Below are 20,586 nucleotides of genomic sequence, written 5' to 3' on the forward strand. Positions count from 1 at the left end.
CTTCAAACCGTCGTCTGATCCGCCTGAGTTCAGAATTTGTCGCCGACTAGTCAGACCTGCCTGGGAAGTAGCCCCAGACGTGTCATTGACCAGCCCAGATTGATCACCGCACGATTGCGCTGATTCCACGGAGGATTACTGTGCTCTATCGGCGGATTGTGATCGGAACTGCAACGTTTACCTTCGAAGCTGACATCGCGTTCAAGACGCACCGCAGGTCGGCACTGCGATTTATCGATAAGGTCTCGCGCAGGCTGGAGACTGAATACGCTTCCGGCTTCACGGTCGACGGACAGTGGGTGTCCACGGATGCAATCTTTCTTGACCCAGCTTCCTTAGAACCCGGAAGTCTCAAGGCCGTCGCGCACATCGCTACGATTGTTGGGGTATCAGGGGGCTTGGTCGCAAACTACTCCGAGATCAAAGAGGAGATCCCGCACGTCGTCGAGGATATCACCTCCTCGTCTGTGTTCACCAGCATCGAGAGGTATGTCGCCGAGATCATCGCCGAAGCTCCGCTCAACTGGCCGCCATCAAGGGTCCTCTATCCGGTCCAAACGGCCATCGTGCCCCGGACAACGGACGAACTGTTGCAGGAGTTTAATCTGCAACGGAAGAAGGTTACCGAGCCGCAAAAGCAGAAATTGATCCGCGGGGATTGAGATGGTGCAATTCATCGCCGGCGTCTTGGAGAAGCCCGACGATGCACTTGAGCATATATCGAAAGGGGATGTTCATAATGCCCGCTTCAGCCTGATCATGACCGACAATACCCTTGGGCTCGAGCTCCACCGTTACGCCCAAGGCAAACTGGCCAGCCTGAAGTTCTGGGATCGGATGTGGGAAAATACCCTCACAATGATGCTGTATCTGTTGCGCACGGGCAGAACTTCGACAAGAAAGTCAACCTTGATTCATCCAGTGACTGTGAAGTCTTATTTCGAAACCACTTCTCCAGGAGACAGATTTGCCCCTTTCACTTGCTCTCGTCGATGAACTGATTGCGGCTAGAAGAACCCTTCACGGTGGCCAGGTCGGAGCACCTAGAAGACTTGTTGACGGCAGCCATGAGGGCCAATCACTTAACCGGGCCTGTGTTGTTATGCTCTCATCGGCGCTTCAGGCCTTCGTGGGTGATGTGTTCATGGCCTGCTCCGAAAGGGCGTTCGGTCGAGCGCTTCCGGACGCGGAGAAGAATGATTACCTGGCCACATGGTCCAGATGGGGCAATCCGAGTGACACGAACATCATAACACTATTCCGCAGGCTCGGGGTCCATGACGTGTTTGATGGCCTGTCATGGCAGGGACAGTCAACCAGTGCTTTGAAGACCAACCTGAACAAGATCAATCAGGTGAGGAACCGAATTGCGCACGGCCAGGCGATCACGGTGAACAATAGGCCTCACGCACTAACTCTCGCTGGCATCGTCAGGTGGAGAAATGTTTCCGAGACCTTCGGCGACAGGTTCCAGGCTCATGCGATGGCAAAGATAATCAGGTAGATATCACGGCGGCCCTCGCGAGACGGCGCCGGATTATGACCCCCCGTCATCTTGCGGCGCCTTATTACTGAAGGCGCGACCGTTGATCATGACCTGGGCGCAGAAAAGGTCGTCTTCAGGGGTCGTCAGACCCGCCGCGATCAACTGATCACGCCTTAAATCGAGGTCGTGAAAGACATCCGCTGGCTGGCCCCGTGCCCGCTGATCATCGTTTCGACGCGATCATCTTTATGGTTCGCTGCGACCGTGATCATGCAATGCCGCTCGGTCGTGACCTGATACGTCGTGCCGAAAACCTCCGTAGATACGGCGCTCCTGTCGCTATACATCGCGTCGAAAAAAGGTCCCATCACGCAACCTCCGAGCGGATTTTGATGAACAGATCATTGAGAATGGCCTGGACGTGAGCGGTCACCGGAAACGCGACGGCGTACAGGGTTTCGAAAAGCTTGGATTGCTGCGCGATATGCCGAACGACCGCTTCCGCGAACGCCGCCGTGCAGCACTAGCAGCTGACGACTAGCCGCTATGGGTCGAGGCTGTGTGAAAACTCCAATCTCGAGAATCTAGTGGGAACAGTTTCCTCGGTAGCCCGTCTGCGGCGCCCTGCGCCAGAACGAAATACTGCCGGTGCCCCTTGGGGAGAACGTCGCTTCGGGGTCGACCGTGCTTGACCGAGTTTCCACACAGCCTCGGCCGAAAGAGCCTTTGTGCAATGTTTCATATTGGCGCTATGCGCCAATATAGAGGCCGTGCCTTGCTCAGAACAGAGGTCAAAATGGGGGGTAGTTGTAACGCTTACGCCGAAGCGACGGCGCTTCTCGGCGATCTTGTGCATCTCTTCACGGATTTCCGGGTTGTCGGGCGGCCGTTCATGCCGCACCGTCTTCGGATCGACACCGATCAGGACACAGGCCCGGCGTTGAGAGATCGGATGATCCTTCATCGCCCGCAGCACCGCGTCCCGCCGCGCCATCGGTGTCGTCAGGGTTTTCCCAGCAGATCCTTCAGGACCACATTGTCCAGCATCGTATCCGCCAGCAGGCGTTTCAGCTTCGCGTTCTCGTCCTCGAGCTGCTTCAGCCGTTTGGCGTCCGACAGGTCCATCCCGCCATACTTGCCATTCAGCTTGTAGAAGGTCGCGGGGCTCAACCCGTGCTTCCGGCAAAGCTCGGAGGTCGGCAACCCAGCCTCCTGCTCCTTGATCATCCCGATGATTTGCGCATCGGTGAAACGGCTTTTCCTCATGTCGTCTGCTCCTTCTCAGGTTGGGCAGACTCTACATCACAGCGAGGGAACTTCCGGGCGGCAGGTCAGACGCGCTTCGCAGGTCAATCGGGTCACTGGCATGTTCCTCGTTCAGGATTTCGCGCTCCTGCCAATCTCTAGTCCACAATCCGACCGGCAGCTATGGGCTCGACGCAGTCATTCGCCCCAAAGACCAAACGGCGCCCCTCGGGGCGCCGCTCTCATTTCCAGTCCGGCGGTTCTCAGAACTGCTCGGCCGCGAGGCTCATCACCGGGTCGGCGCCGCTTTCGATGCGGGCGAGGTGCATCGCGCAGGCGGGCAGCTGGCGCGCCATGTAGTAGCGGCCCGTGGCGATCTTGCCCTCGTAGAAGTCCTTGTCCGTGGCGCCGCCGTCGAGCGCGGCATAGGCCGCCTGCGCCATCCGGGTCCACATCAGGCCAAGGCAGACGTGCCCCATCAGGTGCATGAAGTCATAGCTGCCCGACAGTGCCGCGTTCGGGTTCTTCATGCCGTTCTGCATGAAGAACATCCCCGCCGCCTGCAGCTGCTTCGAGGCGGCCTTGAGCGCGTCGGTGAAGGGCTTCATCCGCGCGTCACCGTCATGCGCCTTGCACTCGGCCTTGATCATCTCGAAGAAGGCCATGACGTGCTTGCCGCCGTCCTGCGCGAGCTTGCGACCGACGAGGTCGAGCGCCTGAACGCCGTTCGCACCCTCGTAGATCATCGTGATCCGGGCGTCGCGGGCGAATTGCGACATGCCCCATTCCTCGATGTAGCCGTGGCCGCCATAGACCTGCTGCGCCAGCACCGCGGTCTCGAAGCCCTTGTCGGTGAGGAAGCCCTTGATGACGGGCGTCATCAGCGAGATCAGCCCCTCGGCTTCGGCGTCGCCCGCCTTGTGGGCGCGGTCGATCAGATGCGCGCCCCAGAAGGTGAAGGCGCGGGCGCCCTCGAGGAAAGACTTCTGGTCCATCAGCGAGCGGCGGATGTCGGGATGCACGATCAGCGGATCGGCGGGGCCGGTCGGGTTGGCGATGCCGGTCACGGCGCGGCCCTGCAGCCGGTCCTTGGCGTAGATCACCGCGTTCTGATAGGCGGCCTCGGCCACGGCATAGCCCTGCAGGCCGACGCCGAGACGGGCCTCGTTCATCATCGTGAACATCGCGCGCATGCCCTTGTGCAGGTCGCCGAGCAGCCAGCCGGTCGCGCCGTCATAGTTCATCACGCAGGTCGAGTTGCCGTGGATGCCCATCTTCTCCTCGATCTTGCCGACCGAGACCGCGTTGCGCGCGCCAAGCGAGCCGTCGTCATTGACCAGGAACTTCGGCACGATGAAGAGCGAGATCCCCTTGGTGCCCTCGCCGCCGCCGGGCGCCTTGGCCAGAACCAGGTGGATGATGTTCTCGGCCATGTCATGGTCGCCCGCCGAGATGAAGATCTTCTGGCCGGTGATCTTGTAGGAGCCGTCGTCCTGCGGCTCGGCCTTGGTGCGCATCATGCCCAGATCGGTGCCGCAATGCGGCTCGGTCAGGTTCATCGTGCCGGTCCACTCGCAGGACACCATCTTCGGCAGGTATTTCGCCTTCTGCTCGGCGGTGCCATGGGCGTGGATCGCCGAATAGGCGCCATGCGTCAGGCCCTGATACATGTTGAAGGCCATGTTGGCCGAGACGAACATCTCGCCCACGGCGCAGTTCAGCACATAGGGCATGCCCTGGCCGCCAAAGTCCGGGTCGCAGTCGAGCGCGGTCCAGCCGCCCTCCTTCATCGCCTCGAAGGCGGCCTTGAAACCCTTCGGCGTGTGCACCACGCCGTTTTCAAGCACGCAGCCCTCGCTGTCGCCCACGGCGTTCAGCGGCGCGAGAACCTCGGACGAGACCTTTGCGGCGGCATCGAGCACGGCCTCGGTGAAGTCGCGCTCCATCTCCTCGTAGCCGGGGATCCCCGCTTCCGAGACCTTGAGGACCTCGTGCAGGACGAATTGCATGTCGCGGGTGTTGGCGGTGTAGCTCGGCATCTCTCTCTCCCAAATCTGCCTTACTCTGCGGCGGCCGCCTCCTCCGGATCTTCGCCGGCAAGCTGCTGGTCGCCCCAGGCAATCTGTTCGCTCAGCTCGGCAATCGCCTGACCAAGCTCGTCGCGCTGGCGCTGCATTTCATCAAGCCTCTGACGCGCCAGCTTCAGCGTCTCGGCCAGTTGCGTCTTCTGCTGATCCCCCATGTTGTAGAGGTCGAGCAGCTGACGGATGTCCTCCAGGCTGAACCCGAAACGCTTGCCGCGCAGGATCAGCTTCAGCCGGGCCCGGTCGCGCCGGGTGAACAGCCGCTTCTGGCCTTCGCGGATCGGGAACAGCAGTTCCTTTGCCTCGTAGAAGCGCAAGGTGCGCGGCGTCACGTCGAACGCATCGCACATCTCGCGAATCGTCATCACTTCATCACTCATTCGACCGCCCCTCGCGTTGTCCCTGCGTAATGCGACGCGGCAGATCGAATTTCCGCAACCACATTACAAGTGAAGTTGACGTTTGCGTCACTGTAACGTGGCGTCACGGTGACGCTGACGTAATGTCAGCAAAAAGCCACACGGGAAAAAGCAATAATCTGTTGGCTGGAAACGACGTCGGGCGGCCGCGAGGGTCGCCCGGCGAACGGTTCGGCTGAACAGATCGAAGCGCTTTGGCGCTCAGGAATCAAGGGATTTCGCGACCTGGTCGCGCAGCTCGCGCAGATCGCCGATGGTCCCGGCAAGTTCGTCATACTGCTCTTGCAGCACCTTGAGCTGACGATCGGCCAGTTCGACCCAGACACGGCTTTGCTCTTCCGTGCCCTTCTTGTCGTAGATGTCGAGCCATTGCCGCAGCTCCTCGAGAGAGAAGCCGAAGCGGCGGCCACGCAGGATCAGCGTCATCCGCGCGACTTCGCGCGGCCCGTAGAAGCGGGCGCGGCCCTCCTTCTGCGGCGACAGCAATTCGATATACTCGTAATAGCGCAATGTGCGGGGCGTCACGTCGAAGCGGGCGCACATTTCCTTGAAGGTCAAAACATCAGGTTCGGGCATAGTGGTCTCCCCTGGCGCGGAAGCTAGCGCCTCGCCGGACGGGCTTCAACTGCGATTGCGCCCTTTCGTGACGCTGCGACCCGGGGGCGGCCGACTTGCGCGGCGGCGCGCGGCGAAGGATAGTCGGCGCAAACGGGAGGAACGGAGATGGCGCAGATGTCGGAAGACGAGGAAAAGCTCGCGCTGGCGCGACGCTTCATCGAGGCGATCCCGCACAGCCGGGCGCTGGCCATGCACCTCGAGGCGATCGGCGGCGGGCATGCGGTGATCTCGATGCCCTGGGACGAGCGGCTGGTGGGCGATCCGCGCACCGGGGTGATCCATGGCGGCGCGGTCTCGGCACTGATGGACACCTGCTGTGGCGCCGCGGTGATGAGCCACCCCGAGGCGCCCGCGGGCACCGCGACGATCGACCTGCGCATCGATTACATGCGCGCGGCGACGCCGCGCCAGCGCATCACCGCCCGCGCCGAGGTCTATCACATCACCCGCACCGTCGCCTTCCTGCGCGCCACCGCGCATGACGAGGAGGCGGGCCTGCCCGTCGCCACCGCGACCGGCGCCTTCACCGTCGAACGTCCGAAGGGAGAGGCGAAATGACCCGCGTGAAACCGGAGCCGATGCAGGTGGTCAAGCAGCGCCGCGACGCCGCGCTGCGTGCGCTCGTGTCGGGCGTGCCCTATATCCGCTTCCTCGGCATCGAGTTCGACCGTCGCGGCGACGAGATCACCGCGACGCTGCCCTTCGACGAGAAGCTGATCGGCAACCCGATGCTGCCCGCCCTGCACGGCGGGGTGACCGCGGCCTTCCTCGAGGTCACGGCGATCGTCGAACTCAGCTGGGCGACGCTGTGGGAGGATGTCGAGACCGGGCGGATCGACCTGAGCGCACCCGAGCCGGTGCTGCCGCGGCTGCCGAAGACGATCGACTTCACGGTGGATTACCTGCGCTCTGGTCTGCCGCGCGACGCCTATGCGCGGGCGCGGGTGAACCGCTCGGGCCGGCGCTATGCCTCGGTGCATGTCGAGGCCTGGCAGGACAACCGCACCCGTCTCTACGCGCAGGCCACCGGGCATTTCCTGATGCCCGAGCGGCCGCATGGCTGAGATCAGCCACGCGCGGGTTCTGAAGATCGCCGCGCCGATCGTGCTGTCGAACGCCACCGTGCCGATCCTCGGCGCGGTTGACACCGGCGTGGTCGGGCAGATCGGCACGGCCGCCCCGATCGGGGCGGTGGGGATCGGTGCGGTGGTGCTGGCCTCGCTTTACTGGATCTTCGGCTTCCTGCGGATGGGCACGACCGGCCTTGTCGCGCAGGCGAAGGGCGAGGGGGACGCGGCCGAGGTCGCCGCCGGGCTGATGCGGGCGCTGATCATCGCCGGCCTCGCCGGGCTCGGCCTTGTCGCGCTGCAATGGCCGCTCTTTTGGGCGGCCTTCCGCATCGCGCCGGCCAGCCCCGAGGTCGAGGCGCTGGCGCGGCAATACCTGGGCGTGCGGATCTGGGGCGCGCCCGCGACGATCTCGCTTTACGCCGTCACCGGCTGGCTGATCGCGCTCGAGCGCACGCGGGCGGTGCTGGCGCTGCAGCTGTGGATGAACGGGCTGAACATCGGGCTCGACCTTGCCTTCGTGCTGGGCCTTGGCTGGGGCGTGCGGGGCGTCGCGGCGGCGACGCTGATCGCCGAATGGTCGGGCGTGGCGCTGGCGCTCTGGCTGGCGCGGGCGGCCTTCGCGGCGGGGCTGTCCCGCGCGCTGGTGCTGGCCGCGGGCCCGCTGAAGCGGCTGGCGCGGGTCAATACCGACATCATGATCCGCTCGGTGCTGCTGCAGGCGAGCTTCGCCGCCTTCCTGTTCCTCGGCGCGGGGCAGGGGGATGTGACGCTCGCCGCAAATCAGGTTCTGGTGCAGTTCCTCGAGATCACCGCCTATGCGCTCGACGGCTTTGCCTTCGCCGCCGAAAGCCTCGTCGGGCAGGCGGTCGGCGCGCGGTCGCCCCTGCGGCTGCGCCGCGCGGCCCTGCTCAGCGGCGAATGGGCGGCAGGCGGTGCGCTGCTTCTGGGCGTGGTCTTCTTTCTCGCCGGTCCGGTCATCATCGACACCATGACCACGGCGCCCGAGGTGCGCGCGGCGGCGCGGCTTTATCTACCCTGGCTCGGCCTTGCGCCGCTGATCGGGGTGGCGAGCTGGATGCTCGACGGGATCTTCATCGGCGCGACGCTGACGCGCGAGATGCGCAACGCGATGGCGCTGTCGGTGCTGGTCTATGCGGCGGCGCTGGCGCTGTTGCTGCCCGCCTTCGGCAATCACGGGCTCTGGGCGGCGCTGATGGTGCTGAACCTCGCCCGCGGCACGACGATGGCGCGGCTTTACCCGCGGGCCGAGGCGCGGGCGGCGCCGGGGCAGGGGGGCGCTGCCCCCCTCTGACCTGCGGTCATTCACCCCCCGGGATATTTGAGGCAATTGGAAGCAGACGAGCCTTTCGCTTCCAATCGCTCCAATGATCCTGCGGGGGGGGCGGGGGCGCAAAGCCCCCGCGCGGTGCTTATCGCGCGCGCACCATGCCCATGATGTCGAGCGCGCCTTCGAGGATCGGCTGGGCGATGGCGCGGGCCTGCTCGGCGCCGGCGCCGAGGATCCGGTCGATCTCGGCCGGGTCGTTCATCAGCCGCGACATCTCCGACGAGATCGGCTCGAGCTTGGAGACGGCCAGATCGGCAAGGGCGGGCTTGAACGTGCCCCAGCCCTGACCGCCGAATTCCGCGATCACCGCCTCGGCGTTCCGGTTCGAAAGCGCCGCGTAGATGTTCACGAGGTTGCGCGCCTCGGGCCGCTCGGCCAGCCCCTCAAGGCTTTCGGGCAGCGGCGCGGGGTCGGTCACCGCCTTGCGGAACTTCTTCGCGATGGTGTCGGCATCGTCGGTCAGGTTGATCCGGCTGGCGTCCGAGGGATCGGATTTCGACATCTTCTTGGTGCCGTCGCGCAGGCTCATCACCCGCGTCGCGGTGCCCTCGATCAGCGGTTCGGGCATCGGGAAGAAGTCGGTCTTGTAATCGTGGTTGAACTTCGCCGCGATGTCGCGGGTCAGCTCGACATGCTGCTTCTGGTCCTCGCCCACCGGCACCATCGTCGCGTGATAGACGAGGATGTCGGCCGCCATCAGCGCCGGATAGGCGAACAGGCCCAGCGACTGCTGTTCGGCGTTCTTGCCCTGGGTCTTGTCCTTCCACTGCGTCATGCGGTTCATCCAGCCCATCCGCGCGACACAGTTGAGAAGCCAGGCCATCTCGGCATGGGCCGAGACCTGGCTCTGGTTGAAGAGCACGGAGCGCGACGGATCGACGCCCGAGGCGATGAAGGCCGCCGCCGCCTCGCGGGTCTGCCGCTTCAGCGCTTCCGGTTCCTGCCAGACCGTGATCGCGTGAAGGTCGACGAGGCAATAGATCGTCTCGATCCCTTCGTCCTGCTTCTCGGCAAAGCGCTTGAGCGCGCCGAGATAGTTCCCGAGCGTCAGGTTCCCCGACGGCTGGATCCCCGAAAACACGCGGGGCTTGAACTTGGCGTTGATGGCGGCAGGTTGATCGGTCATGGCAATGCTCCTCAGCCGGGCTGGAAATCGGCTGTGCGAGGGCTTATCGCTAAAGCGCGCGGGGCGTCAACCGGACCCGCCCGAGGGAGGCCTGATGGACCATCGCACGAACGAACACCCGCTGAACCCGCTGCCGCCGGTGGTCTGGCTTCTGGCGGGCCCGATCATCCTGGGCGAGATCCTGTTCGGGATCGGTCATGCCGGGGTGGCGGGGGATGCGGCGCTCGGCTGGCGGCTCGATGCGCTGCAGCGCTTTGCCTTCGACCCGGGCATCCTGCGCCAGATGATCGCACAGAACCTCTGGCCCTGGCGACAGGTGGCGCGGATCGTCACCTATCCCTTCGTGCATGGCTCGCTCACCCATGCGGCGATGGTGCTGGTGTTCCTGCTGGCGCTTGGCAAGATGGTGGGCGAGATCTTCCGCGGTTGGGCGGTGGCGGCGGTGTTCTTCGGCGCCTCGATCGTCGGCGCGCTGGTCTATACCGCGGTGCCCTTCACCCAGGGCGCGCTCTATGGCGGCTATCCGGGCGCCTATGGGCTGATCGGGGCCTTCACCTGGCTCCTGTGGGTGCGGCTTGGTGCGGCGAATGCGAACCGCACGCGGGCCTTCTCGCTCATCGGCATGCTGATGGCGATCCAGCTGGTCTTTGCCGCGATCTTCGGCGGCACCTCGGACTGGATCGCCGAATTCGCGGGTTTTGCCGCGGGCTTCGGGCTGAGCTTCCTGGTCGCGCCGGGCGGCTGGCGCCACACGCTGGCGCGGCTGCGCAAGCGCTGAGATTGCGCGCCAAGGCCCGGGCAGGCGGGGCTCAGCCCCGCTTGCGCCGCAGCATCGCCCTGAGCTCGCCCGCGCCATAGGCGCCGATCAGCGCGCCAAGGCCGAAGTAGACGGCAATCCCCGAGCCGCACAGGATCGCGAGCGCTCCCCAGCGGGCGCCATGCGCGGCCAGCATCGGCGCCAGTGCGTCGGCGGTGAACCACAGCTGCACCCCCATCACCGCCGAGGCGAGGGCGATGCGCCAGAACCGGCGCCAGAAGCGGGCGTCCGGATGTGCCGCCGCGCCCATGTTGCGCGCCCCCCACCACAGCTGCGCGACCATCACCCAGCCCGAGACGGTGGTGGCGAGCGCCGCCGCCATGAAGCCCATCACCGGCATCATGCCGACGGCAAAGCCCGCATTGGTGATCATCGAGACAACCGCGTAATAGAACGGCCTGCGTGTGTCTTCGCGCGCGTAGAACAGCGGTTGCAGCACCTTTTGCAGCACGAAGGCCGGCAGGCCGAGACCATAGGCGGCGAGTGCCAGCGCCGTCGCCGTTGTGTCCTCGGCTCGCCAGGCGCCGCGGTCGTAGAGCACCGAGATCAGCGGCGTCGCGATCACCACAAGGGCGACGGCGGCGGGCACGGTCAGGAACAGCGCGAATTCCGCGCCGCGCGAGAAGCTGTCGCGCGAGGCCGCCATGTCGCCTGCCCGCAGGTGGCGCGACAGCACCGGCAAGAGCACGGTGCCGATCGCGATGCCGACGACGCCGAGCGGCAGCTGATAGAGCCGGTCGGCATAGCTGAGCCAGGCGACCGCGCCCTCGGTGAAGGAGGCGACCTGACGGCCGACGAGCAGGTTCACCTGCACCACACCGCCCGCCAGCACCGCGGGGCCGGCGATGATCAGGAGCCGTTTCAGTTCGGGCGTCATCCGTGGTCGCCCGGGCCAGAGCGCAAAGCCAAGCCGCTGTGCCGAGACCCAGGTGAAGGCAAACTGCGCCACCCCCGTCGCCGGCACCGTCCAGGCGAGCGTCAGCCCCATGTCCCAGCCGGCCTTGTCCGCCATCCACATCGCCACGATGAACATCAGGTTCATCAGCACCGGCACCAGCGAGGCCTCGGTGAAATGGCCGAAGGCGTTCAGCACGCCCGAGAGCAGCGCGACGAGCGAGATGAAGAGGATGTAGGAGAACCCGATCCGGCCATAGAGCACGGCGAGGGTGAAACGCTCGTCCCCGTGAAAGCCCGAGGCCATCGCCCAGACGAGCCAGGGCATGGCGAGCGTGCCGAGCACGGTGAACAGGATCAGCACCGCGGAAAGCCCCGAGAAGGCGTCCTGCGCAAAGCCCTTCGGGTCGTCGCCCGCCTCGAGCTTCTTCGCGAACATCGGCACGAAGGCCATGTTGAACGCGCCCTCGGCGAAGAAGCGGCGGAACATGTTCGGCAGCGAGAAGGAGACGAGGAAGGCCTCGGCCACCGGGCCCGAGCCCAGATAGGCGGCAATCATCATGTCGCGGACGAATCCCAGCAGGCGGGAGCCGAAGGTCCAGCCCCCCACCGTCAGGAATCCGCGCACCAGGCGGACCGGTTTCATGCCGTGGCAGCCCTTTCCGCGCCGCGCGCGATCGCCTCGCGCAGCTTCTTGTCCAGTGCCTCCTGCTTGGTCTTCGACAGCTTCAGCCCGAAGGTGTCCTTGACGTAGAAGCTGTCGACCACCTGCGCGCCATAGGTCGCGATGACCGCCGAGGCGATGTAGATGTTCGACGAGGCCAGCGCGCGGGTCAGGTCGTAAAGCAGGCCCGGCCGGTCGCGGGTGTCGACCTCGACGATGGTGTAGATGTCGGAGCCCTCGTTGTCGAAGGTGATATGGGTCGGGAAGCGGAACTCGCGCTCGCGCTTCTTCACCTTGTCGCGGTCCTTCAGCGCGTCGCGCGCGACAACCTCGCCCTTCAGCGTGCGGTCGATCATCTTGCGCAGTCGCGGCAGGCGCGAGGCCTCGTAGGGGTGGCCCTCGGCGTCCTGCACCCAGAAGACGGCGGTCGCATAGCCGTCCTTCGAGGTATAGGTGCGCGCATCGACCACGTTCGCGCCGACAAGCGCCAGCGCGCCGGCAAGCCGCGAGAAGATGCCCGGATGGTCGGCCAGCGCAAAGGCCGCGCGGGTCGCGTCGTGATCGGGGTCGGGGTGCAGGTCGATGCGGATCTCGTCATCGCCGAGATCGCGCAGCAGTTCGGCGAAGATCACCTGGGTCTCGGTCGACAGACCCTGCCAGTAGGGATCGTAATGCCGGCCCAGCTCGGTGCGCAGGTCCTTCGCGTCCCAGCCCGAGAGCGCCTCGCGCAGCGCGCGCTTCGCCTCGCTCGAGCGCTGTTCGCGGTTCAGCGCCTCCATCCCGTGCTCGAGCGCGCGGGCGGTGTCGGAATAGAGCCGGCGCAGCAGCGAGGCCTTCCAGTTGTTCCACACCCCCGGCCCGACGCCGCGGATGTCGCATACGGTGAGCACGGTCAGCAGCTCGAGCCGGCGCTTCGACTTCACCATCTTGGCGAAGTCGCGGATCGTGCGCGGGTCCGACAGGTCGCGTTTCTGCGCCACGTCGGACATCAGCAGGTGATGCCGGATCAGCCATTCGACCGTCTCGCATTCCTCGGCGTTCAGACCAAGCCGCGGCGCCACCTTGCGCGAGATCTGCGCGCCGAGGATCGAATGGTCCTCGGGCCGGCCCTTGCCGATGTCGTGGAGCAGCAGCGCCACATACATCACCCGCCGGTTGATCCCCTCCTTCAGGATGTGGGAGGACAGCGGCAGCTCCTCGACCAGCTCGCCGCGCTCGATCTGCGCGAGGGTCGAGATCACCTGGATCGTGTGTTCGTCCACGGTGTAGCTGTGATACATGTTGAACTGCATCATCGCCACGATCGGCTCGAACTCGGGGATGAAGGCGGACAGCACGCCGAGTTCGTTCATCCGCCGCAGCGAGCGTTCCGGGTTGCCGTGCTTGAGCAGCAGGTCGAGGAAGATCCGCGACGCCTCGCGGTTCTCGCGCAGCTTGTCGTCGAACAGGTCGAGATGCGCCGAGATCACCCGCATCGCGTCGGGGTGGATCAGCATCCCGGTGCGCAGCGCCTCCTCGAAGATCCGCAGAAGGTTCAGCGGATCGGCAAGGAAGGCCTTCCTGTCGCCGATGTTGACCCGGCCGTTGTCGTCGACGAGGGGCGCGATCAGCGGCTTGCGGCGGCGGAACAGGCGCTTGTAGATCGGCGGCACGCGCACATGCTGCGCCTCGAGCTTGGTCAGGAAGATGCGGGTGACCTCGCCCACCATCGTGGCGTGGCGGAAGTAGTTCTGCATGAACACCTCGACGCCGCGGCGCCCGGCGGTGTCGGCATAGCCCATGCGCCGCGCCACCTCGACCTGCATGTCGAAGGTGAGCTGGTCCGAGGCGCGCCCGGCGATCAGGTGCAGATGGCAGCGCACCGCCCAGAGGAAATCCTCGGCATCGCGGAAATGCTGGTATTCCTCGGCGGTGAAGACGCCCAGCGGCACCAGCTCGGCCGCCTTGTGCACGCCGTGGATGTATTTCGCGATCCAGTAGAGCGTCTGAAGATCGCGCAGCCCGCCCTTGCCCTCCTTGACGTTCGGCTCGAGCACATAGCGCTGCCCGCCCTGGCGCTTGTGGCGCTCGGCGCGCTCGGCCAGCTTCGCCTCGATGAACTCGGGCCCGGTCGAGCGGAACAGGTCGTTGCGCAGCGTCTCGGTCAACTGCACGGCAAGGCCCTCGTCGCCGGCGACATGGCGCAGCTCCAGCAGCGCGGTGCGGATCGTCACATCCTCGCGGCCCAGATGCAGGCATTCGTCGATGCTGCGCGAGGCGTGCCCGACCTTCAGTTTCAGGTCCCACAGCATGTAGAGCATCGACTCGATCACGCTTTCCGCCCAGGGGGTGATCTTCCAGGGCGTCAGGAACAGCAGGTCGACATCCGAGGAGGGCGCCATCTCGGCGCGGCCATAGCCCCCCACGGCGAGCACCGAAAGCCGCTCGGCGTCGGAAGGGCGGGGGTGGGGATGCAGCCGGCCGGTGGCGACATGCAGCGCCGCGCGCACGATGCCGTCGGTCATCTGGGCATAATGCAGGACGGTCTCGCGCGCAGAGCGTGGATGGCCGGCGAAATCGGCCTCGATCCAGGGCGTCGCCTCCTCGCGCGCGGCGGCGAGGAAGGCCACGGTCTCGGTGCGCAAGGTGCGCTCGTCGCGCGTCTCGGAGAGCGCCGCGTCGAGCGCGGGGATCAGGCGGTCGGGGCTCAGAAGCAAGGGCGCCCCGGCGGTTGCCGGGGCGGAGGTCGGAAGGTCGGTCACTTGGTCGCCATGTCCCGGGTGGGGCCTCTGCTGGAAGGGGCGGGGCCGGCTCAGAAGCCGGCGCCGCCGAAGGATCTCGGGGCCGGGTCGATCACCACGACCTGGTTGTTGCGGATCTCGGCCACGGCCAGACCGCGCTCGTTGCTGCCGTCGGGGCGCAGACGGAAGATGCCGTTGACGCCGACGAAGCCCGCGGGCTGGGTCAGCGCGCCGCGCGAGAGCGCATCGGCATGGCCCGATTTGACCAGCGCGCCGATTGCCGCGATGCCGTCATAGGCAAGCCCGGCGATCGGATGCGGGGCGGAGCCGAAGGCGGTCTGATAGCGCGCCTTGAAGCGGGTGTTCAGATTCGGGTCCGGCAGCGCGAACCAGCCGCCCTGCAGCCCGGGCAGGGCGAGCGTGGCGGGCGGGATGTCCCAGCGGGTCAGGCCGATGAACTTGGTCTGCGCCGGATCGACCCCCTGCTGCGGCAGAAGCTGCGCCAGCAGCGGCAGCGCGCCGGCGGTGTCGGCGGTCAGGAACAGCGCATCGACGCCGCCGCCCTGCACCTGGGCGGCGATCTGCGGTGCGACATTCGTCACGTCCTGCTGCGAGAACGGGTAGGAGATCTGCCCGGCATTGCTCGCACCGCTGCGCGAGATTGCGGTCTGGATCGCCCGCGCGCCGATCTCGCCCGCGGTGGTCTGGTCGCTGACGGTCAGGATCCGCCGCTTGCCCTGCGCCGCGGCATAGCTGACCAGCCGGTTCGCGGTGTTCGGGAAGGTCGGGCCGAGCACGAAGACGTTACCGCCGGCGATATCGGTGTTGTTCGAGAAGGACAGCACGTTCACGCCGCGGCTGGCGACGGCGAGGCCCGCGGCATTCGCCGCCTCGGCGAAGACCGGGCCGAGGATGATCTTCGCGCCGGCGTCGACGGCCTTGGTCGCAGCCTCGGCGGCCTGCGCCGGGCTGCCGCCGGTGTTGTAGACGCGCAGGTCGATCTTCACCCCGTCGAGGTCGGAAATCGCCAGTTCCGCCGCCTGACGCAGCGATTTCGCCAGCGTCTCGTCGCCCGTCGCGCCCGAGCCGCCGGGCACCAGCAGCGCCACCGGCACCGCCTCGCCCGAGCTCAGCCGCGGCGCCGGCCCGCCGCTGGTGCCGGGCGTGCAGGCCGCGAGCCAGAGCGCCGAGAGCATCGCGCCGACCTTCAGCACGGGGTTGCGGGGGCTACGCAATTTCGCAAACATGTACGACCTCTGTTCCAACGGCAGGGGGACCACGGTCGAACCCTAAGCGTTTCGCCCCGTGAAGTAAACTTTGCAGCAGCGACGAAAGGTGCCGGCGATGGATCTGGAAGAGGAAGGCGGCGAAAGCCTGCCGGCGCGGGAACGGGGTGCGGGCGGACGGGCGCTGGTGCCGGGGCTGCATTTCATCGCGACGCCGATCGGGGCGGCCCGCGACATCACCCTGCGCGCCCTCGACATCTTGCGCGAGGCCGACGTGCTGGCGGCCGAGGATACCCGCACCCTGCGCCACCTGATGGAGATCCACGGCGTGCCGCTCGCCGGGCGGGCGGTCGTCGCCTATCATGACCACAGCGGCGAGGGCGCGCGGGCGCGGCTGTTGCGCGCGCTCGGCGAGGGGCGTTCGGTCGCCTATGCCTCGGAGGCGGGCACGCCGCTCGTCTCGGACCCGGGCTATCACCTCGGCCGCGCCGCGATCGAGGCGGGATACCCGGTCTATGCCGCCCCCGGTCCCTCGGCGGTGCTGGCGGCGCTGACCGTCTCGGGCCTGCCGACCGACCGCTTCCTCTTCGCGGGGTTTCCGCCGAGCAGCGGTTCCGCCCGCCGCAAGTGGCTGCGCGACTTCGCCGCCGTGCCGGCGACGCTGGTGTTCTACGAATCGCCCAAACGCGTTGGGGAAATGTTAGGGGATCTGGTGACAGAATACGGACCAGATCGCGATGCCGCGGTCTGCCGCGAACTCACCAAGCGATTCGAGGAGGTGCGGCGCGGCACCCTTGCCACCCTCGCCGCGGACTATGCGGCGGCACCGGTGAAGGGGGAGATCGTGGTTCTCGTCGATCGCGCTGCCGAGCGCGTGGTCGGCGCGGAGGAGGTGGAAGCTGCGTTGCGGGAGCGTCTCGCACGCATGAGCGTCAAGGATGCGGCGGCCGAGGTGGCCGGCCTGCTGGGGCTGCCCCGGCGGGAGGTCTATCAGGCCGCGCTGGAGCTGGAGAAGGACAGATGAGCGGAGCGATGTCCTATCATGCCGGCCTTGCGGCCGAGCATCAGGTCGCCGATCACTACCGGCAGGCGGGGCGGCGGATCACCGCGCAGCGCTGGCGCGGCCACTATGGCGGCGAGATCGACCTGATCGCGCGCGAGGGCGACACGGTGATCTTCATCGAGGTGAAGCGGGCGCAGACCCATGCCTGGGCGGCCGAGCGGCTGACGGTGCGGCAGATGCGTCGGATCTTCGTCTCGGCCGACGAATTCGTCGCGGGCGCGCCCGATTGCGCCAATCTCGACCGGCGCTTCGATGTGGCGCTGGTCGATGCCGAGGGGCGGATCGAGATTCTCGAGAACGCCTATCACTTCGACTGAGCCGATTGCATCGCGGTCACGGCCGGGGCATCAAGGGCGCAACGAAAGGGGGCGACATGGCCTTGAAAGTTGCGATCCAGATGGACCCGATCGGTGCGATCAACATCGACGCCGACAGCACCTTCCGGCTGGCCGAAGAGGCGCAGGCGCGGGGGCATGAGCTGTTCTATTACACGCCCGACAAGCTGATCTACCGCGAGGGCAGGGTGCTGGCCCGCGGCTGGCCGCTGACCGTGCGGCGCGAGAAGGGCAATCACTTCACCCTCGGTGCCGAGGCCGAGGTCGATCTGTCGGAGTTCGACGTGGTCTGGCTGCGCCAGGATCCGCCCTTCGACATGGGCTATATCACCACGACCCATATCCTCGAGCGCATTCACCCCGCGACGCTGGTCGTCAACGATCCGTTCTGGGTGCGCAACTCGCCCGAGAAGCTTCTGGTGCTGAACTTCCCGGACCTGACGCCGCCGACGCTGATCGCGCGCGACCTGGCCACGATCCGCGAATTCAAGGCGCGCCATGGCGACGTCATCCTGAAGCCGCTTTACGGCAACGGCGGTGCGGGCGTGTTCCGGCTCGATCCGAACGACCGCAATCTCGCCTCGCTGCACGAGCTGTTCACCGGCATCAGCCGCGAGCCGCTGATCGTGCAGAAATACGTGCCCGCCGTGGTCAAGGGCGACAAGCGCATCATCCTGGTCGATGGCGAGCCTGTCGGCGCGATCAACCGGGTGCCGGCCGAGGGCGAGACGCGCTCGAACATGCATGTCGGCGGGCGTCCCGAGCAGGTCGGCCTGACCGAGCGCGATCTCGAGATCTGCGCCCGCATCGGCCCGGTGCTGCGCGAGAAGGGCCAGGTCTTCGTCGGCATCGACGTGATCGGCGACTGGCTGACCGAGATCAACGTCACCTCGCCCACCGGCATCCAGGAACTCGAGCGGTTCGAGGGCACGAACATCGCCGAGAAGATCTGGCAGGTGATCGAGGCGAAGCGGGCAACGCGGTGAGCCTGCGGCTGCGGTTGCTCGGTCGCCTCGCGGGGCTGCTGGCAAAGCCGCAGATGGCGCGGGTGATCGATCCGGATCTGGCGCGGGGCGCGATGGAGCGCGGCGCGGTGCTGTTCTTCCGCATGCCGCCCTTCGTCGCCGCGCTGCCCCTGGTGCTGGGCGGGCGTCCGGCGCTCTCGGTGCGCTCCGGTCCCGCCGCCCGCGGGGCGCTTGTCCTGCATCTGCATGGCGGTGCCCATGTCGCGGGCGGGCCGCGCACGCATCTGGCGATGATGGCGCGATTTGCGCGACTGGCGGGCGTCGAGGTGATCCTGCCCGATCATCGCCTTGCGCCAGAACACCCGCACCCCGCCGCGCTGACCGATTCGCTTGCGGTCTGGGACGATCTGATCGCACGCGGCCATGCGCCGGGGCAGATCGTGCTCTCGGGGGACAGTGCGGGCGGCGGGCTGGCACTGTCGCTGCTGGCGCGGCTGTGCGCACGGGGCACGCCGCCGGCCGGGCTGATCGCCTTTTCGCCCTGGACCGACCTGACCGGTTCGGGCGCCTCGATCCGCGAGAATGCGGCGACCGACCCGATGCTGCCGGCCGAGCGGCTGGACGAGGTGGCGCGGCTGTACCTTGGCGCTCATGCTGCCGACGACCCCGATGCCTCGCCGCTGTTCGCGGCCTTCCCGGGCTGTCCGCCGGTGCTGCTGCACTGTTCGCAAAGCGAGATCCTGCGGGACGACAGTCTGCGCATGGCCGAGCGGCTGCGTGGCTTCGGCGCCGAGGTCACGGTGCAGAGCTGGCCCGATGCGCTGCATGTATGGCATTTCTTCGACGGCTGGGTGCCCGAGGCGCGCGCGGCGCTGAGCGATGCGGCGCGGGCGGCGCGGCGGATGCTCAGCCTGCCGGACCGGCAGTGAGGCGATAGCTGACCGCTTCCGCCAGATGCGGCAGGCGGACCCGGTCTGCCCCGTCGAGGTCGGCGATCGTGCGGGCGGTGCGCAGCACCCGGTGATAGCCGCGGGCGGTCAGCCCGAAGCGCTCGGCGACGCGGCCGAGAAGCGCGCGGCCCTCGGCGTCGGGGGCGGCGATCTCCTCCAGCAGCGCCCCCTCCGCCTCGGCATTCACCCGTACCCCGGGCACCTCGGCAAAGCGGCGCGCCTGCACGGCGCGCGCCGCCGCCACCCGTGCGGCCACCTCGGCCGAGCCCTCGCCCGCGGCGGGCAGCTCGAGCGCGCGCCAGTCGACCGCCGGCACCTCGATGCGCAGATCGAAACGGTCCATCAGCGGTCCCGAGATCCGGCCGAGGTAATCGGCGCCGCAGCCCGGTGCGCGGGCGCAGGCGCGGGCCGCGTCGCCCAGATGGCCGCAGCGGCAGGGATTCGCCGCCGCGACCAGCAGGAAGCGGCAGGGATAGCGCACATGGGCATTTGCGCGCGCCACCACCACCTCGCCGGTCTCGACCGGCTGGCGCAGGGTCTCGAGGACGGCGCGCGGGAATTCCGGGAATTCGTCCATGAACAGCACGCCATTATGGGCAAGGCTGACCTCGCCCGGCCGGGCGCCGCGGCCACCGCCGATCATCGCCGCCATCGAGGCGGTGTGATGCGGTTCGCGGAAGGGGCGGCTGCGCGAGATGCCGCCGTCGCCAAGCAGCCCCGAAACCGAGTGGATCATCGAGGTCTCGAGCGCCTCGAGCGGCGTCAGATCGGGCAGGATGCCGGGCAGGCGGGCGGCGAGCATCGACTTGCCGGCGCCGGGCGGGCCGACCATCATCAGGTGGTGCCGCCCCGCCGCGGCGATCTCGAGCGCGCGTTTCGCCCGTTCCTGCCCCTTCACGTCGCGCAGATCGCGCGCCGCGGCGGGGGCGGTGACCTCGCCCGGGCGGGCCGGGGGCAGCGGCGCCTGCGTCGTCAGGTGGCGGATCGCGTCGTTCAGCGTGGCCGCCGCAAAGACCGGGGTCGCGGCGACCCAGGCGGCTTCGGCGCCACAGGCGGCGGGGCAGAGAAGCGTGCGGTCCTCCTCGGCCGCGGCCATCGCCGCGGGCAGCGCCCCGGTCACCGCCACCACCCGGCCGTCGAGCGACAGCTCGCCCAGCGAGACCAGCCCCTCGACCTCCTCGGGCGGCACGATGCCGATCGCAGCAAGCAGGCCAAGCGCGATCGGCAGGTCGAAATGCGAGCCCTCCTTCGGCAGGTCGGCGGGCGACAGGTTCACCGTGATCCGCCGCATCGGCAGCGCGATCGACAGCGCCGCCAGCGCTGCGCGCACCCGCTCGCGCGCTTCGCTCACCGCCTTGTCGGGCAGGCCGACGATCGAGAAGGCGGGCATGCCGGCGGCGAGCGCACATTGCACCTCGACGAGTCGCGCCTCGACCCCCTCGAACGCCACCGTGTAGGTCGTCGCGACCATCGCCCCCTCCGCCAGATCGCTCCAGCCTCGCGCAGCATAGTTGCTGAAACGTTAACGATAACATCCCAATATTGCCTGGTCCTTC

Annotated in this window: 18 protein-coding genes and 1 pseudogene; 10 read left to right on the top strand and 9 right to left on the bottom strand. The window is 67.1% G+C overall.

The genetic code is table 11. From position 1 onward, the window contains the following. Positions 1 to 140: 140 nt before the first annotated feature. Both AC0QTQ_RS03480 and AC0QTQ_RS03485 read left to right on the top strand, forming a co-directional pair. A complete protein-coding gene (locus AC0QTQ_RS03480; RefSeq protein WP_480258266.1) occupies positions 141 to 662 on the top strand; it encodes a hypothetical protein in 522 nt (173 codons plus the stop codon). A gap of 1 nt (position 663) precedes the next feature. After that, positions 664 to 996: a hypothetical protein gene (locus tag AC0QTQ_RS03485; protein ID WP_480258267.1), complete on the top strand. Its 333-nt coding sequence runs from the start codon at positions 664 to 666 to the stop codon at positions 994 to 996. Between the two features lie 1,310 nt (positions 997 to 2,306). On the opposite strand, the pseudogene AC0QTQ_RS03490 reads toward AC0QTQ_RS03485, so the two are convergent. From AC0QTQ_RS03490 to AC0QTQ_RS03505, 4 genes and pseudogenes are all read right to left on the bottom strand, one after another. After that, positions 2,307 to 2,752: pseudogene (locus AC0QTQ_RS03490) on the bottom strand (transposase); the annotation flags it as partial. Positions 2,753 to 2,994: 242 nt separating this feature from the next. Next, positions 2,995 to 4,770 (bottom strand): acyl-CoA dehydrogenase C-terminal domain-containing protein, encoded by a 1,776-nt coding sequence (locus AC0QTQ_RS03495; protein ID WP_480258268.1) that lies wholly within the window; start codon positions 4,768 to 4,770, stop codon positions 2,995 to 2,997. A 20-nt stretch (positions 4,771 to 4,790) separates the two neighbouring features. Continuing rightward, entirely contained in the window at positions 4,791 to 5,195 is a 405-nt protein-coding gene (locus AC0QTQ_RS03500; protein WP_480258269.1) for a MerR family transcriptional regulator, read from the bottom strand. Between the two features lie 240 nt (positions 5,196 to 5,435). Further along, positions 5,436 to 5,810 (bottom strand): MerR family transcriptional regulator, encoded by a 375-nt coding sequence (locus AC0QTQ_RS03505; RefSeq protein WP_121531853.1) that lies wholly within the window; start codon positions 5,808 to 5,810, stop codon positions 5,436 to 5,438. Between the two features lie 156 nt (positions 5,811 to 5,966). On the opposite strand from AC0QTQ_RS03505, the gene AC0QTQ_RS03510 reads away from it, so the two are divergent. The 3 genes from AC0QTQ_RS03510 to AC0QTQ_RS03520 are packed head-to-tail and all read left to right on the top strand — an operon-like array spanning position 5,967 to position 8,234. Next, a complete protein-coding gene (locus AC0QTQ_RS03510) occupies positions 5,967 to 6,410 on the top strand; it encodes a PaaI family thioesterase (protein ID WP_121532052.1) in 444 nt (147 codons plus the stop codon). Next, complete coding sequence (locus AC0QTQ_RS03515) at positions 6,407 to 6,916, top strand: PaaI family thioesterase (protein ID WP_480258270.1); 510 nt, start codon at positions 6,407 to 6,409, stop codon at positions 6,914 to 6,916. Before AC0QTQ_RS03510 ends, AC0QTQ_RS03515 begins: the two co-directional genes overlap by 4 nt. Beyond that, the gene (locus AC0QTQ_RS03520) at positions 6,909 to 8,234 is read left to right on the top strand and encodes an MATE family efflux transporter (RefSeq protein ID WP_480258271.1); all 1,326 of its coding nucleotides are present in this window, start codon (positions 6,909 to 6,911) and stop codon (positions 8,232 to 8,234) included. Before AC0QTQ_RS03515 ends, AC0QTQ_RS03520 begins: the two co-directional genes overlap by 8 nt. A 118-nt stretch (positions 8,235 to 8,352) precedes the next feature. Here AC0QTQ_RS03520 and trpS read toward each other — a convergent pair whose 3' ends face one another. Continuing rightward, the gene (trpS, locus tag AC0QTQ_RS03525) at positions 8,353 to 9,396 is read right to left on the bottom strand and encodes a tryptophan--tRNA ligase (protein ID WP_480258272.1); all 1,044 of its coding nucleotides are present in this window, start codon (positions 9,394 to 9,396) and stop codon (positions 8,353 to 8,355) included. A gap of 94 nt (positions 9,397 to 9,490) precedes the next feature. On the opposite strand from trpS, the gene AC0QTQ_RS03530 reads away from it, so the two are divergent. After that, positions 9,491 to 10,174 carry a rhomboid family intramembrane serine protease gene (locus AC0QTQ_RS03530; RefSeq protein WP_480258273.1) on the top strand — a complete coding sequence of 228 codons (684 nt, stop codon included), beginning with the start codon at positions 9,491 to 9,493 and terminating at the stop codon, positions 10,172 to 10,174. Between the two features lie 31 nt (positions 10,175 to 10,205). On the opposite strand, the gene murJ is transcribed toward AC0QTQ_RS03530, so the two are convergent. Genes murJ through AC0QTQ_RS03545 form a run of 3 tightly spaced genes read right to left on the bottom strand, consistent with a single transcriptional unit; the run spans position 10,206 to position 15,738 of the window. After that, positions 10,206 to 11,753, bottom strand: a complete 1,548-nt coding sequence (gene murJ, locus AC0QTQ_RS03535; protein WP_480258274.1) for a murein biosynthesis integral membrane protein MurJ — start codon at positions 11,751 to 11,753, stop codon at positions 10,206 to 10,208. Continuing rightward, the gene (locus AC0QTQ_RS03540; protein ID WP_480258275.1) at positions 11,750 to 14,512 is read right to left on the bottom strand and encodes a [protein-PII] uridylyltransferase; all 2,763 of its coding nucleotides are present in this window, start codon (positions 14,510 to 14,512) and stop codon (positions 11,750 to 11,752) included. Before AC0QTQ_RS03540 ends, murJ begins: the two co-directional genes overlap by 4 nt. A 50-nt stretch (positions 14,513 to 14,562) precedes the next feature. Next, positions 14,563 to 15,738, bottom strand: coding sequence for a penicillin-binding protein activator (locus AC0QTQ_RS03545; RefSeq protein ID WP_480258276.1), 1,176 nt, complete (start codon positions 15,736 to 15,738; stop codon positions 14,563 to 14,565). A 97-nt stretch (positions 15,739 to 15,835) separates the two neighbouring features. Here AC0QTQ_RS03545 and rsmI point away from each other — a divergent pair, with 97 nt between their 5' ends. From rsmI to AC0QTQ_RS03565, 4 genes are read left to right on the top strand one after another with little or no spacing between them, the layout of a single operon-like run. Beyond that, the gene (gene rsmI, locus AC0QTQ_RS03550; RefSeq protein WP_480258277.1) at positions 15,836 to 16,741 is read left to right on the top strand and encodes a 16S rRNA (cytidine(1402)-2'-O)-methyltransferase; all 906 of its coding nucleotides are present in this window, start codon (positions 15,836 to 15,838) and stop codon (positions 16,739 to 16,741) included. Then, positions 16,738 to 17,097, top strand: a complete 360-nt coding sequence (locus AC0QTQ_RS03555) for a YraN family protein (protein ID WP_121531871.1) — start codon at positions 16,738 to 16,740, stop codon at positions 17,095 to 17,097. Before rsmI ends, AC0QTQ_RS03555 begins: the two co-directional genes overlap by 4 nt. Positions 17,098 to 17,153: 56 nt before the next feature. After that, positions 17,154 to 18,101, top strand: coding sequence for a glutathione synthase (gene gshB, locus AC0QTQ_RS03560; RefSeq protein WP_480258278.1), 948 nt, complete (start codon positions 17,154 to 17,156; stop codon positions 18,099 to 18,101). Continuing rightward, complete coding sequence (locus AC0QTQ_RS03565) at positions 18,098 to 19,009, top strand: alpha/beta hydrolase (RefSeq protein ID WP_480258279.1); 912 nt, start codon at positions 18,098 to 18,100, stop codon at positions 19,007 to 19,009. Before gshB ends, AC0QTQ_RS03565 begins: the two co-directional genes overlap by 4 nt. Here AC0QTQ_RS03565 and AC0QTQ_RS03570 read toward each other — a convergent pair. Then, the gene (locus tag AC0QTQ_RS03570) at positions 18,987 to 20,501 is read right to left on the bottom strand and encodes a YifB family Mg chelatase-like AAA ATPase (protein ID WP_480258280.1); all 1,515 of its coding nucleotides are present in this window, start codon (positions 20,499 to 20,501) and stop codon (positions 18,987 to 18,989) included. The two genes, AC0QTQ_RS03565 and AC0QTQ_RS03570, sit on opposite strands and share 23 nt — an antisense overlap. Positions 20,502 to 20,586 lie beyond the last annotated feature (85 nt).

It is taken from the genome of Paenirhodobacter sp. YD-8 (assembly GCF_056590935.1).